Genomic DNA, 14,303 nt, shown 5'->3' on the forward strand with positions numbered 1-14,303 from the left:
TCAGTCGTACCATAATAAAATAACCAGGAGCCACTCATGAAACGACTTATCACATATTTTACTGCATTCAGTGCACTTATACTGGCTAGCACTGCCACCCCCAGCACTGTTATTCACGCCGGCACTTTGATTGATGGCACGGACAGCGATCCGGTGAGCCAGGTTAGTATTATTATTGACGGAAACCGTATTAGTAGCATTGAGTCCGGCTTCCTTCAGCCGGAAGCGGGTCAAACTCTGGTTGATCTCAGCCAGGCCACGGTAATGCCCGGTTTTATTGACGGTCATACTCATTTATCAACTCAATTGTCACCCTCATCTTATCTTGAACGTTTTACCGATAATCCAGCGACCACGGCTGTACGTGCAGCCCATTTTGCAAAACTGACGTTGCACGCTGGTTTTACCACCGTTCGTGAACTGGGCGACAGCGACCACATCAGCGTGGCAGTTAAACGAGGTGTGAATCAGGGGTTATTAGAGGGGCCTCGCGTATTTGCTGCGGGTAAATCTTTAGCAACTACTGGGGGCCATGCCGACCCTACGAATAACGTACGGGACTCGCTGGTAACTGCACCTACAGCTTCCGATGGTGTTCTTAATGGACCTTATGAAGCGCGTCAGGCGGTACGTAAACGTTATCAGGAAGGCGCTGACCTGATTAAATTAACCGCCACTGGCGGCGTTTTAAGCATGGCAGCTTCCGGACAGAACCCGCAATTCATGCAGGATGAGCTGGAAGCTGTCGTCGCTACGGCTCACGATTATGGTATGACAGTCACAGTGCACGCTCACGGTAAAGAAGGCATGATACGGGCTATTAAAGCTGGTGTTGATTCGATTGAGCATGGAACCTACATGGATGAAGAAGTCATGCAGCTCATGATAGAGCATGGCACTTACTATGTGCCCACTATCACAGCCGGTAAATCTGTCGCTGAGCGAGCAGAAGTGGACGGCTTTTTTCCGGAAATGGTTCGCCCCAAAGCGCGTGAGATAGGCCCTTTGATTCAACAAACCTTCGCGGATGCCTATGCTGCGGGTGTCAAAATTGCATTTGGAACCGATGCCGGTGTTTATGACCATGGTGAAAACTATCGTGAATTTATCTATATGGTGGAAGCTGGAATGCCCGAACTGGAGGCCATACGCTCAGCAACCTGGCATGGTGCCACGCTGCTAGCGCAGATTGACAACCTGGGCAGTATAGAAGCCGGTAAACTGGCTGATATCGTAGCGGTAGAAGGTGACCCTTTGCAGGATATAACCCTGCTCAAGAATATCAGTTTTGTTATGCGTGACGGTCAGGTTTTCAAACAGTAACAGTCAGCGCGCCGCTTCAGGCGCGCTCTTTTTTAACCCAGACTAAAAGCTCAGCAACATCAGTTTGAATGTTTTCTGCCAGGTCTTTTTCATAACCTTCCCGCTCATCGTCCATTTTACGGATTTCCTTACGGGGGTATTGCTTACGCGCTTCATGGGTTGGCATATGCTTAATGCGCTCGTACATGTCATGAATTGCCGGATACTGTTGCGCAAAATCATATTTTTCACGCAACGCCAGATGATCCAGCAACACTGTAACGCGCAGACTGCCTTCCGACAACGGACATTGCTCCTGCTGCATAGCCAAAGCTATGGTTTCTATGCTTTCCAACAGGTTAGCATTGCGTTTTGCCACGGCAGTATCACGTACCTGGCGCTGCTTACGAAGTTTCGCCAGCAGACTACCTGCGTAAAAGCTCAAACCCGCAATAATCAATAAGCCTGCAATAAAGGCTATCCACAGCATACATTTCTCCTGCTACTTAGCATTAAATCCAATCTTTCGGGTTTTCAAATTTTTGCCAGGGCTCCAGCTCGTCTTCACTTTCGGACTCTGTTTCGTCCGCATTATCACCCTCTTCTTCGTCCTCTTCCTCGACAATGCCCAGCTGTTTCGCCAATTCCTGATAGCGAGCCAATCGCGCATTCACAAAGTTTCTATCGCGTGGTGTCAGGGTCTCGCCCTTATCCACCTGCTCCAGCAATGACTGCAAGCGCTCGTCATTTTCCAGCTGCGCAAGCTCCTGCTCAGCAGTTAAGTTTTCCGCTTTAACAGGAGTCACCAATGGGATCTTACGTTTACTTCCCACTCGTGGATCGCGGGGTTGTCCAGATTGACTATGTTCAGCCTGCTGTTGCAACAGGCTATGCCTGTTGCCCGCTGGTTTGCCTTTAGCCTGTTCTGGGTTCTTCCGCTGGTCAGGCTGTTTTTTCGCACGTAGTGATTTTGGTTGAGATTTCACTCCCAGGGTGCCGGGGGTGCGGCTTTTTTTACGACGGGTCATAACACAACTCACTCTTACTGTTTCGCTTATCCTTATATGGTAACGCATAACAGCCAAAGCAACAGCCAATAAAAAAGGCGATGACATAGTCATCGCCTTTACATGAACCCAACGCACCTATCTGGTGGTATCGAGAACTGTTGTCGCTACTTTCCGTGTTTTCTTTTTATTATTCCCTGTTTAAATCTTATGCCTTTATTATTATCGACTTTAAAGTCTCTTTTTGGCTTGTCGACCACATCCCATGGTTAACGTGTTCGCCTCCTGGCGTTATTATTTTTCCCTAAAAATTTACATTTGTTATTGGTGTGGTCTGTTTTTTTATTTTTATTTTTTGTCGCCACACGCTTTATGGATGCCTAGATTACTGGTTTTCAGCTCAGGATCAACAACTTTATTGATATAAAAATGTTATTTCTTATTACAGCTCAGTTAATTTTGTGTAAAACCTTACTATCAAAAGTCATAGACTAAAGCAGTCGCACTTAACATAACAATCAGCGTACAATCAGTAAGTATCCGTTATCAAACAAATAATCATCAGGAGTCGAGTATGCGTAACTTTCTATTGGGAGGTCTGGCCCTCGCCCTTACCGCTTGCGCGAGCGCGCCACAACAGGAAACACAGCCCCCGGGGATTAATGCAGAATTCACACAGCTAGCCGAGCAAGCCTGGGAATATAATCAGGAACAACGACACCCTGATGATAGGCTGCTCGATATTTCTCCTCAGGCTCTGCAAGAACGACATGCTCAGCGCCGCGAATACTATCAACAGTTGGAAGCGCTGGATGCAAGCCAGCTGGATGAGCAGAATCAGATTAACCGCGATATGATTATGTATGCGCTGGCAAATCAGATTGACCAGTATGAATTTAATGCACATCTGATACCACTGACTAACGAAAGTGGTTTCCATAGCAGAATAGCAAGCCTGCCGAACAGCTCCACGCTACGTAGTGAAGAGGATTACCGCAACTATCTGTCCCGTTTGCAGGCGATCCCGGCTCATTTTGAACAGCAAATAGAGTATATGCGCGAAGGACTTAACCGCGGCATTACCCAGCCAGCAGTTGTTCTAACCAATTTCCCCGCAGGCATCATGGCGTATGTAAAAGCAGACCCTCGGGAAAGTGTTTTCTATGCGCCGTTCAACGAACGCCCGCGCAACCTGAGTCGGGACGTTTTTAGCGAATTAGAAATGGAAGCCCAGACCATTATCGCCACTCAGGTCAATGATGCCTATCAGGACTTTCATGATTTCATGGTCGATGACTATATTCCTAATGCCCGCGATACTATCGCTGCCCACGACTTGCCACGCGGCGAAGCCTTTTACCGTAACAGGGCCCTGCACTACACCACTACGGATTTGACGGTAGAGGAAATCCATCAGATAGGCCTCGATGAAGTTGCCCGTATCCGCGCTGAAATGATGGAAGTTATCGAAAGCGTCGAATTTGACGGCAGTTTTGATGAATTCATCGAGTTTCTGCGTAATGACCCTCAGTTTTACGCCGACAGTGCTGAGGAGCTATTAAAAGAAGCCGCCTATATTGCCAAACAGGCCGATGCAGCCTTACCTCGCTTCTTCACTCATTTACCTCGAACGCCTTACGGTGTGGCGCCGGTTCCCGATGAAATAGCGCCTAATTACACCACGGGTCGTTATGTAAGCGCGCGTCAGGATGATCAACCCGGTTATTACTGGGTCAATACCTATGCCCTCGATCGCCGCCCACTGTATGAACTGGAAGCTCTCACTCTGCACGAAGGTGTGCCCGGTCATCACCTGCAAATAGCACTGGCTCAAGAAATGGATCATCTGCCGGACTACCGCCGCAACACTTACATCTCCGCCTTTGGTGAGGGCTGGGGTCTGTATGCTGAATACCTGGGACTGGAAGCTGGTTTTTATCAGGATCCCTATAGTAATTTCGGCCGTCTGACCTATGAAATGTGGCGCGCCGCTCGTTTGGTAGTAGATACTGGCATGCACACTATGGGCTGGAGCCGTGACCGTGCGGTTGAGTTCCTGGCCAGCAATACTGCCCTGTCTATGCATAACGTGAATACTGAAATTGACCGTTACATCAGTTGGCCTGCACAGGCCTTATCTTATAAGCTGGGCGAACTCAAAATCAAAGAGTTACGTGCAGAAGCTGAAGAAACCCTCGGTGATGATTTCGATTTACGCGAATTCCATGATGAGGTACTGAGCAACGGCAGTGTGCCCTTGCAAACGCTGGAAGACCAGATACGAGCTTATATTCAACGTAAACAAAGCTAGTTATTAAACTTCTGATCCAGGCCCGCTTTCTATAAGCGGGCCTTTTTTTGCGTTCAATTATATTCTGCCGCGGGCTACAAAGCTGCGTATAAACCCGTGTTGCACTTCACTCCTTATGATAATATTTTGCCAGCAAAAAATAATAAACACATATCAGGGAGAAGCAGATGGCTTACGATTTCGGCTCACAAGGGTTAGGTATAACGAACCCATTCAAGAAAGAAGGCGCAATCCGCCTTATCGGGGGATTAGCAATCACAGCTGTTGGCTTATATGCATTGCTACAGGTCACCTCGTTAATTGGCGATAATTTAGTCGCTGCCTGGATTTATGCCGCCACAGGCTTTTTACTTTTAGTTGCAGGTCTGAAGCGCTGCGGCAGCGGTTTAATGCAGCTATTTAAGTTTTTTGTTGGGCGCTCGATTCCTTCATCACTGGCTCACAACCTGACTAAAAGTGAACGAGAGAATGCAGAGATTGAAGCAAAGCAAGGCTCGTTGGCTTATAACAAAAGCACACTGGAATCTATGCTCATGGGGCGTAAAAACGCCACCTTCACCGAGCCTCAGGGGTGGATGGGCCGCTTAGTCCACTCGCTCTTTCCACGCCTGGTTTTCATGCCCTATCCAATACGAAATGTAGTGCAGGAAGTCGTTTCGGCGGTAATCACAACGCTCATCGCATTCATTGCTTTTGGTTTAACCTATTTTGTCGCCTCAAGCGGTCTGGCTGGCGCTGCAGGTCATATTATAATACCTGCTTTTTCAGTATTTCTGCTGGTCTACCTGGTGAGTACCTGGCGCAAGGCCGCAGTCAACGTGAAGTTAGACAAGGTTAAAGCATTGCACAGCGCAAATGCCGGAAGTGTTGCAAAAATCATTGCCTTCTCAATTATTTTCCCGGTGCTCATAGGACTGGGTTATCACTATTTGCAAACCAATGCTGCATTTCAGCTGGACGAAATTGGAGCCATAACCGGGCAAATCGAATTGTTTAGTGCCTGGCCAATGTTGTTTTTGCTGCTGGTACTGGCAGCAATCATTACTACTTTCGTAATGACGCTGGTTAGTGGACGAGCTAACCAGGTGAATACTGCAACAGAAGTGGCTGAGTATCGCGAGAACATGCAGGAGTCGGTTCATCCACACGAAATTTTTATCAATATTGAAAATATCGTGCTGGCGAACCGTCGGTACAAAGAAGTTCCTAACCGGACATATATCGACTTCAACCCGACGCTGAATGAACAAAGCCAGGGCAAAGGGGACTTTTCCGGGGAGCTCTTAATTGAAACTCAACCCGCCTATGCGAAACATGAAGAGCAGCCCGTATTTTCCTTAATGCGTTTGATTTCTACTGCGCTGGCACAAGTGTTACTGGTAGTGGGTGCGATCTTCTTCCTGCTGTTAGCAAGCAACCTTGTGTATGTTTACGACTTTTTCTCGACTACTGATTTTAGCTCGGCACAAATGAATGACCCGGACTTTGTCAGTAGCTGGATGGGTCAGGCGTCCACGGTTGTAATAGCTGCGGTAGGCAGTTTCTTTGCCTGGTTGATCATTTCCTTGATGGGGCGCCTGCTGGAAGGTTTTACGCATATATTCTGGGCTGAACTGCAATTTAATTCGCTACTCATGTATATGAAAACTGAAGGTACCTTTTCAGAGTCAAAGATCTCAACCGGCATGTCTATTCACGACTCCACCCGCAGCGAAAACGTAATTGTAAAATCCTCAATTACTCCCTGGATCGTAACTTCGCGCATTATCAGCAGTACCTTTGCCGGTAGCGGACAGAATAACGTCGATATGCCTCGTTACGTAATGTCGATGCATAAAAACCAGGATGAGCTGAACATTATGGTTGAGGAAATTCGTCACTTCCTGCGCAACCGTGAAAACATTGCAGGTTTTACCAACACTAAAGACTTACAGCACGCTGAAAACATTCTGCGGGTAAACCAGGTGTCCCGTGGCGAAGAAGGTAACCATAAGCTCGAACATGATGAGCAAGCAGCAGGTTATCTGCGCTCGCAAAGCGAAGCCGAGGAAGAAGCCGGCAAAAGCTAACCTGTCTCAGGACATAAAAAAATCCGCAGCCATTTCTGGCTGCGGATTTTTTTTATTCATAGCAATCTTTATTTAATAAAGACCACTGATGTAACGAGAGAGGATATCAATGTCCCGGTCAGTTAAGTGAGTAGCTACATCACGCATCATGCCATTCGGGTCATTATCCCGCTCACCAGCTCGGAAAGCCTCCAGGGAAACTTGCGTGTACTGAGCATGCTGGCCACTTAACAGCGGAAATGCTGCCAGACCCATGCCGCCAGCGCGAGGCCCGTGACAAGCCGCACAAGCGGTAATTCCACGTTCTTCGTCGCCACCCAGATACAGACGCTGCGCTTCGGCTAACTCTCCATCGTCAAGGTCTGCGCCTATCACATCATGCTCTTGTGCAGTAAAATAAGCCGCTAAATCGCGAATGTCCTGTTCACTTAAACCTTCCACCTGATCAGCCATCAAAACGTTATAGCGCCCACTTTCACCACCGGTTTCATTACCCAGCTGGTAATCATGAAGCTGCTTCACCAAATACTTTGAATGCTGACCTGCAATCGAAGGGAAGTCACCAGCCGGACTGTTACCGTCAGCTCCGTGACACGCCGCACAGGTTTGTGAAAGCTCCTGACCACGTTCAATATCACCAGTGTCAGCAACGGCCGCACCGCTTCCAAACACAACTAAACCACATAGAATCGCGAATTTTTTCATGACCTGTTTCTCTGCATCCAATAGGGCGTACTGCCCAGACCTAAAGTCGCTTAACACGTTAATTACTGGGGTACATTTTACACGAATCTGCTCATGAATAAATGCCCAATGCAGAATAGGTAGTAATAGGTTGGCCGTTGCCGGTTAAATCCGTCATAATAGCGCCCCAAATATACTAGCAGAGGTGCCCTGTGGCAGAATCCAAGATTCATTTCGGCAACGCCCGGTTTTTGACCAGCGCGCCAAGTATTCGTCAGTTACCAACCGATGAAGGTATTGAAGTTGCCTTTGCCGGCCGCTCCAATGCCGGAAAATCCAGTGCGCTCAACGCACTTACTCGTCAACGCCAGCTTGCACGCACAAGTAAAACCCCCGGCCGAACTCAACTTATCAATGTTTTCAGTCTGGACGCTGACCACCAGCGTCTGATTGATTTACCTGGTTATGGCTTCGCCAAAGTACCTATGGAGATGAAGCTGAAGTGGCAACGCTCCCTGGGTGAATACCTGGAAAAGCGGGAATGCCTGCGCGGCCTGGTTGTGCTTATGGACATTCGCCACCCGTTCAAAGATCTGGACCAGGACCTGATTTACTGGGCAGTAGAAAGCAAAATCCCGGTCTTAGCCGTACTCACCAAGGCCGATAAACTAAAGTCAGGTGCGCGTAAGAAGGCGTTAATGGAAGCTCAGGAAGCAGTTCCTGCTTTCGGTGGCGATGTAAATGTCATTACCTTTTCAGCCACCAGCAAAGCGGGTTTACCAGAGCTGGAGGCCATACTGACTAGCTGGCTAAATGCTGAATAATGGAAGTTAATTACCCCTTAACCACCTGGCTGAAGCTCATGCTTCTCACGCTGGTCTGGGGGAGTTCTTTTATGCTCATCAAAAAAGGGCTTATCATTTACACCCCCACAGAAGTTGCTGCCCTGCGGCTCGCTTCTGCGGCGGCAGTGCTGGCACCTTTCGCATTGATGCGGCTTAATCGTATAAAGGGCAAACAATGGTGGGTCCTGCTTTCCGTGGGTATGACAGGAAGCCTGCTACCAGCGTTTCTATTTGCTTTTGCACAAACTCAGCTGGACAGCGGACTAACCGGAGCACTTAACGCTTTGACTCCGCTATTCACCTTAATTGTTGGCGCGCTGATGTTTTCGCAATGGGTGAGTAGACGCACTGTAATTGGCCTGAGTATTGGTTTCGCCGGTACCGTAATTCTGGTTACCGTGCAGGGCAATGGTGATTTCAGCCTGAATGTTTACGCACTCTTTATTGTCATCGCTACTATATGCTACGCAGTGAACCTGAATTTCATTAAAAACTACCTGCCTAATCTCAGCCCTGTCACTATTACCGGTGTCTCACTTCTGATGGTTTTACCTGTGGCCTTGCTTTATCTGCTCGGTCCATCAGATATTGGCGCTAAACTAAGCGGTGATGTGCAGGCCTGGTGGTCGCTACTAGCTATTCTTACACTGGGCATGTTGGGTACTGCCCTGGCTCTGATTCTGTTTAACCATCTGGTGCAGATCGCCAGCGCTATTTTTGCCAGCTCGGTCACCTACCTGATACCCATAGTAGCGGTTACTCTGGGCATGCTGGATGGCGAAGTGGTCTCTCTTTATCAGGTAGCTGGTATGGCCCTTATTCTATTCGGCGTATGGAGCGCCAATCGACAGCCGGCCGTGCCACCGGCTCACCCGAACCCAGTGGCTGACCAGGCTCAGGATAAGCACTGAGATCAATGAGCCTCATCCCAGTTGTCACCAACCCCAGCCTCGGCAATAAGAGGCACATCCAGGTTCGCGGCTTGCTCCATGACCTTACATAGCTGCGGCACTACTTTATCCAACACCCCTTCTTTAATTTCAAATACCAGCTCATCGTGCACCTGCATATTCATGTACACATCAGCGACTGACTCTTGCTGTAGCAACCAGGCTGAAGTCGCCAGCATGGCGCGCTTAATAATATCCGCCGCCGAACCCTGCATCGGAGCATTGATAGCGGCCCGTTCAGCCCCTTTGCGACGCGGAATATTACGTGCTTTGATATCAGGCAGGTACAAACGACGTCCAAATAAAGTTTCCACATAACCTTTCTCGGCAGCCAGTTCCCGCGTTCGCTCCATATAATCCTGAACCCCTGGGAAACGCTCGAAATATACATCCATATAATGCTGCGCATCATAACGGCTGATATTCAATTGACGCGCCAGACCAAAAGCCGACATGCCATAGATAAGACCAAAGTTAACCGCCTTCGCCCGTCGTCGCTGTTCGCTGGTGACATCGTCCAGGGCAACACCAAATACTTCAGCAGCGGTTGCTTTATGCACATCCAGGCCATTGGCAAAGGCGTGTAGCAAGCCTTTATCCTGGGACAAATGAGCCATAATTCTAAGTTCTATCTGACTGTAATCGATAGCAACGATTTTATACCCATTCGGGGCTATAAAAGCTTTACGTACACGGCGTCCGGCTTCGTTACGAATTGGAATGTTCTGCAGGTTAGGATCACTGGAAGACAACCGCCCTGTCGCCGCCACCGCCTGATGGTATGAAGTATGAATGCGCTGCGTTCGCTTATTCATCACCTTAGGTAATTTATCGGTATACGTTGATTTTAACTTAGCCATGCCACGATGCTTGAGGATCAAATCCGGTAGCGGGTAGTCCAGCGCCAGCTCCTGCAAGGTTTCCTCAGCAGTAGAAGGGGCTCCTTTAGGCGTCTTTTTACGAACCGGTATCTCCAGTTTCTCAAACAGAATGTGCTGCAGTTGCTTGGGGGAGTTCAAATTAAATTCCTCTCCGGCAATGGCAAAAGCTTCCTGTTCAATTTTCTTTAATGACAAGGTCAGTTCATCGCTCTGCTTAGCCAGCAACGCCGGGTCAATAACCACCCCATGCCGCTCCATACTCACTAAAACCGGAATCAATGGCAGTTCCAGTTCCTGCAGCACTTTTTTTAAGCCAGGTTCTTTTTCCAGTCGCTGCCACAACTCAAGGTGCAGCCGCAGAGTCACATCAGCATCTTCAGCAGCATAAGGAGCCGCGACATCCAGTGAAATCTGATTGAAAGTAAGCTGTTTAGCACCTTTACCGGCGATATCAGTAAAGCTAATAGGTTTATGATTCAGGTATTGCAGGCTGAGCGTATCCATATCATGTCGTGAACTGACACTATTAAGAACATAAGAGGCCAACATACAGTCGTTCAGAATACCCTTCAACTGAATGCCACAGTTGGCCAGAATATGCATATCGTATTTTAAGTTCTGACCCACTTTGCGTGCTTTATCATCTTCTAATAAGGGTTTTAGCTTCTCCAGCGTATGCTCGCGGTCAAGCTGCGTCGGTGCGTCCAGATAATCGTGGGCCAGAGGCAAATATGCGGCCTCGCCAGGAGCCACCGCAAACGAAAGCCCCACCAGTCGTGCATCCATATAATTCAGACTGGTAGTTTCAGTATCCAGAGCAAAAACCTCAGCCTGTTCTAATTTTTTTAGCCAGCGCTGCAAATCCTCTTCATTGAGAATAGTTTCATAAGCCGAAGTGTCGATAGTGCTTTCATTGCCTTCTTTGCTTTCATCGCTTTTATCTTCTGGCTCAATACCCAGCGCCTGGTCTGTTGCAGCCCCCCTTTCCAGAACTTCTCCAAGCCAGCGACGAAACTCGCATTCAGAATACAAACGTACCAGCTCATCAGTATTTGCCGGCTGAATGGTTAATTGTTCTGGGGTGAAATTCAACTCCACACTTTCGTGTATAGTCGCAAGTTCACGCGACAACAGCAGCTGTTCTTTATACTCAGCTAACTTCTTCGGCATGCTTTTAGCGCCGCGAAAACTTAATTCAGCAACTTTATCCGGGTCGGCCAAAATAGCATCTATGCTGTGCATTCCCTGCAACAAAGCCTGTGCCGTCTTATCACCCACTCCTGGAAGCCCGGGAATGTTATCGGAGCTGTCGCCCATTAGTGCCAGATAATCAATTATTTGCTCGGGCGTTACGCCAAATTTACTTTTCACACCGTCGATATCGGTAATAGTGTCTGTCATGGTGTTGATCAGCAGCGTATGCTCGCTGACTAACTGAGCCATATCCTTATCGCCGGTACTAATCAGGGTCACTCGGCCCTCTCTCTCAGCCTGACGCGCCAGAGTTCCAATAACATCATCGGCTTCGACGCCATCAATACATAATAAAGGCAATCCCATGGCTTCAACGATAGCGTGCAAAGGTGCGATTTGACTGCGTAAATCATCCGGCATCGGCGGGCGATTTGCCTTGTATTCGGTGTACATATCGTTACGAAAGGTTTTCCCTTTGGCATCAAAAACAACGGCCATATGACTTGGCTTATAACGCTTAAGCAGGCTCCGTAGCATATTAACTACACCATATATCGCACCCGTGGCTTCGCCAGCAGAATTTGTCAGGTGAGGGGGAGAATGATAGGCGCGAAAAAGATAAGAAGAACCATCTACCAACACAAAAGGATTTTCAGGAATCTGAGTCATAAAAGTCGAGCTCGGTTACATAGAGAATATGCTGTATAGCATGCCATAAGCGTGGGTTTGACACCATTGTAAAGAAGTGAATAAGCTGTGCATAAGTCTGTGGGCAAGATAAATCTGCCGACTCCCAAAAAGTAGTGGGATGCAGCATAAACTAACATTAAGATGTTGATTTTAAAGGCTTTACGGCTTATGCCTGCTGAATCAAGCGTGTTCTTTTATAATAAAAAATCGCTGTGGAAACTACATTTTTAACTGATAAAGCTGACAGAGACGCCAGCAAGATGTGTTATCAGTTCAGCGAACCGATCATAGCAAATGACCGGTCGAGTAGGTTACCACAGCCGTGTCGTTAATCCAGTATTTTCAGCGCAAAGCTTAACAATACTTTGCTCTAAAAATACTGATGTTTATTACTCTCTTACTGAGCCATTAAATTCAGGGGCTCTCCGTTGATTAACAGTTCACCATGCTGCCATTCCAGACGCCAGGGTAAATCACCACTAACCATTTCAGCCAAAGATAGCTGCACCATCATGGGCAGTTCAGAAAACTCAATGTGACCATTGATAAAGTCTAAAAGAGAACCTTCATAATTCTGATCAAAAGCCATATTGTCATGCAGATAAAACTCGCCCTGACCGCGAACGTTGCCTAAGCCTTCAGAGTCTATGCTTAAATTCTCGAGCCGCAGTAACGCATCGCTATGTTGCACTGCCGCAACCAGATGCTGAATGTCTTCTTCTGACTGCGGGCTTCGTGAAAACCTGGTAAAGGCATCATAAGGCAGGTTAGTTACATTCATTTCCAACTCACCGGTAAATTCAACGTCACCGTAACTAAATTTGCCGATTTCAGTTTTTTGCTGCGCATTGAGCACATCGAGTTCCCGCTGAAAATGAACATCTACAGCTAAGTTATCAAGTTCCTGAAGGTGCCCACCTGGTGTGATCATGCGCATATTCAGCAAGCGGAATTCGCTGCTGCCCTCAGACGGCTCGCCATTTTCCAGACGCGTCTGGCTGATAGCTACGACTTCACTGACAAATAGCCCTTCCTGGTTAGTATCCGAATCGACCGCATAAAGAGGCTGAAAATTAAGACTGGGTAAATGTAAACGAGAGTGCTGCTCATCCTGAGTAAATACGACCTGTATTTGCGAAGCTTCAGCGGTAATTCTTACATCATCAATCTGGTAATCAACTGCCGGAACCTGATAGTCAAAACTTACCCCACCTAAGCCCAGCGTGCCTTCGACTCGTACCACCTGATCGCCAAACACCATAGCAATGAGATCTTCATCGGCCATGGAAACTTCCAGCTCACCAGTCACAAATGAGCGCAATACACTGTGCCGTATATGCATAGGCTGCTGAATGACAAAAGATTCATCCAAATCCGCCTCTGGTACATCCAGGGTCATTCTTAAAGTGGCCTCAGAGCTCCAGAAACCTTCCCGCTGCCAGCTTAAGTCAGCGTTAAACTGCGGGTTTGACTCCTGAAAAGCAGCCACCTGTTCCGCAGCCACCTGACGCGTCTGACTACCGGTCAACCAGACTAGAAACAAATAAACTAAAATGACCACTACAGCCAATGGTAATAGCCAGCGAAACACCGATTTCATGATAAATATCCTTTTTAAATTTTAACTACGATTACGATTAAACAGACGATTCAAAACACCTGCACCGCCTTCTTCTTTGCGTTGCTGCTCAATAAAGCCGGTCCAGAGTTGCTCTAATCCCTGTCGACTGGATTCGGTAAAATCAGGTTGTAAAACTCTGAAGCTAGGGCCTTTAAGCAAGCGGCTGATACTAGCAGGGGGATTACAAACCTGCCAGTTTCCAAGGAGGTATGCATAGGTTTGCATGAGCATAGCTTCCGTTGCTGCGGCGTGCTTTTCTGGCAAATTAAGATGCTCACGAATTGCCCGGGCTGTCGCCCGGTACTTCTGTGCAAGCTTGGTCTTATATGAAAGCAGCGCTTTGCTATCAATATTCGTTTCTATAACGGCATGACTAAGACTGGATAAGGGCCAAAGATGAGGCTGGTTCTGCGCAAAACTCATAAGTAACCGCATTAACTGCTGCATCGGGTCTTTGTCGTGATACTCCAGCTCTTTCTCTATATGTTTTAGCCAGCCGTGCAGCTCATCTTCCAGTAAAGCCAGATAAATAGATTCCTTGGTATCGAAATAGATATAAGTAGTACCCTTAGCGACGCCAGCGCGATTTGCGATGGCGCTCATGGTGGGTAACTTTGCTGGTTTTTGCAAAAACAATTCCAGCGCAGCCTGCACTATACTGTCGCGCCGACGGTCTTTTTCCTTTGCCGTGCGCGCGCGCTGCTTATCACCCAGTACGTCCGTCATACTTACCCTCTTATGTTCAATGC

11 protein-coding genes are annotated in these 14,303 nt (G+C 47.8%); 5 read left to right on the plus strand and 6 right to left on the minus strand.

Annotated features, from left to right (window positions below; all coding sequences use genetic code 11):
• Positions 1-36: 36 nt before the first annotated feature.
• Positions 37-1,323 (plus strand): metal-dependent hydrolase family protein, encoded by a 1,287-nt coding sequence (locus CWE09_RS09660; protein WP_126803755.1) that lies wholly within the window; start codon positions 37-39, stop codon positions 1,321-1,323.
• A 16-nt stretch (positions 1,324-1,339) separates the two neighbouring features.
• Here CWE09_RS09660 and CWE09_RS09665 read toward each other — a convergent pair whose 3' ends face one another.
• Complete coding sequence (locus tag CWE09_RS09665; RefSeq protein ID WP_126803756.1) at positions 1,340-1,792, minus strand: DUF2489 domain-containing protein; 453 nt, start codon at positions 1,790-1,792, stop codon at positions 1,340-1,342.
• 22 nt (positions 1,793-1,814) lie between these two features.
• Complete coding sequence (gene yihI / locus CWE09_RS09670; RefSeq protein WP_157982848.1) at positions 1,815-2,417, minus strand: Der GTPase-activating protein YihI; 603 nt, start codon at positions 2,415-2,417, stop codon at positions 1,815-1,817.
• A 466-nt stretch (positions 2,418-2,883) separates the two neighbouring features.
• Here yihI and CWE09_RS09675 point away from each other — a divergent pair, with 466 nt between their 5' ends.
• Together CWE09_RS09675 and CWE09_RS09680 are read left to right on the plus strand one after the other, a co-directional pair.
• Positions 2,884-4,620 carry a DUF885 domain-containing protein gene (locus tag CWE09_RS09675; RefSeq protein ID WP_126803758.1) on the plus strand — a complete coding sequence of 579 codons (1,737 nt, stop codon included), beginning with the start codon at positions 2,884-2,886 and terminating at the stop codon, positions 4,618-4,620.
• Positions 4,621-4,787: 167 nt separating this feature from the next.
• Positions 4,788-6,689 carry a hypothetical protein gene (locus CWE09_RS09680; protein ID WP_126803759.1) on the plus strand — a complete coding sequence of 634 codons (1,902 nt, stop codon included), beginning with the start codon at positions 4,788-4,790 and terminating at the stop codon, positions 6,687-6,689.
• Positions 6,690-6,761: 72 nt separating this feature from the next.
• Here CWE09_RS09680 and CWE09_RS09685 read toward each other — a convergent pair whose 3' ends face one another.
• Positions 6,762-7,394, minus strand: a complete 633-nt coding sequence (locus CWE09_RS09685) for a c-type cytochrome (protein ID WP_126803760.1) — start codon at positions 7,392-7,394, stop codon at positions 6,762-6,764.
• A 191-nt stretch (positions 7,395-7,585) separates the two neighbouring features.
• Here CWE09_RS09685 and yihA point away from each other — a divergent pair, with 191 nt between their 5' ends.
• The gene (yihA, locus tag CWE09_RS09690; protein WP_126803761.1) at positions 7,586-8,197 is read left to right on the plus strand and encodes a ribosome biogenesis GTP-binding protein YihA/YsxC; all 612 of its coding nucleotides are present in this window, start codon (positions 7,586-7,588) and stop codon (positions 8,195-8,197) included.
• A gap of 38 nt (positions 8,198-8,235) precedes the next feature.
• Positions 8,236-9,129: a DMT family transporter gene (locus CWE09_RS09695; protein ID WP_275541094.1), complete on the plus strand. Its 894-nt coding sequence runs from the start codon at positions 8,236-8,238 to the stop codon at positions 9,127-9,129.
• Positions 9,130-9,131: 2 nt separating this feature from the next.
• Here CWE09_RS09695 and polA read toward each other — a convergent pair whose 3' ends face one another.
• From polA to CWE09_RS09710, 3 genes are all read right to left on the minus strand, one after another.
• On the minus strand, positions 9,132-11,912 hold the full coding sequence (gene polA, locus CWE09_RS09700) for a DNA polymerase I (RefSeq protein WP_126803763.1): 2,781 nt from the start codon (positions 11,910-11,912) through the stop codon (positions 9,132-9,134).
• Positions 11,913-12,330: 418 nt separating this feature from the next.
• Positions 12,331-13,533, minus strand: a complete 1,203-nt coding sequence (locus tag CWE09_RS09705) for a DUF945 family protein (RefSeq protein WP_126803764.1) — start codon at positions 13,531-13,533, stop codon at positions 12,331-12,333.
• A gap of 21 nt (positions 13,534-13,554) precedes the next feature.
• A complete protein-coding gene (locus CWE09_RS09710; protein WP_126803765.1) occupies positions 13,555-14,280 on the minus strand; it encodes a TetR/AcrR family transcriptional regulator in 726 nt (241 codons plus the stop codon).
• Positions 14,281-14,303: the final 23 nt, after the last annotated feature.

The organism is Aliidiomarina minuta, assembly GCF_003987145.1.
Lineage (GTDB): Bacteria > Pseudomonadota > Gammaproteobacteria > Enterobacterales > Alteromonadaceae > Aliidiomarina > Aliidiomarina minuta.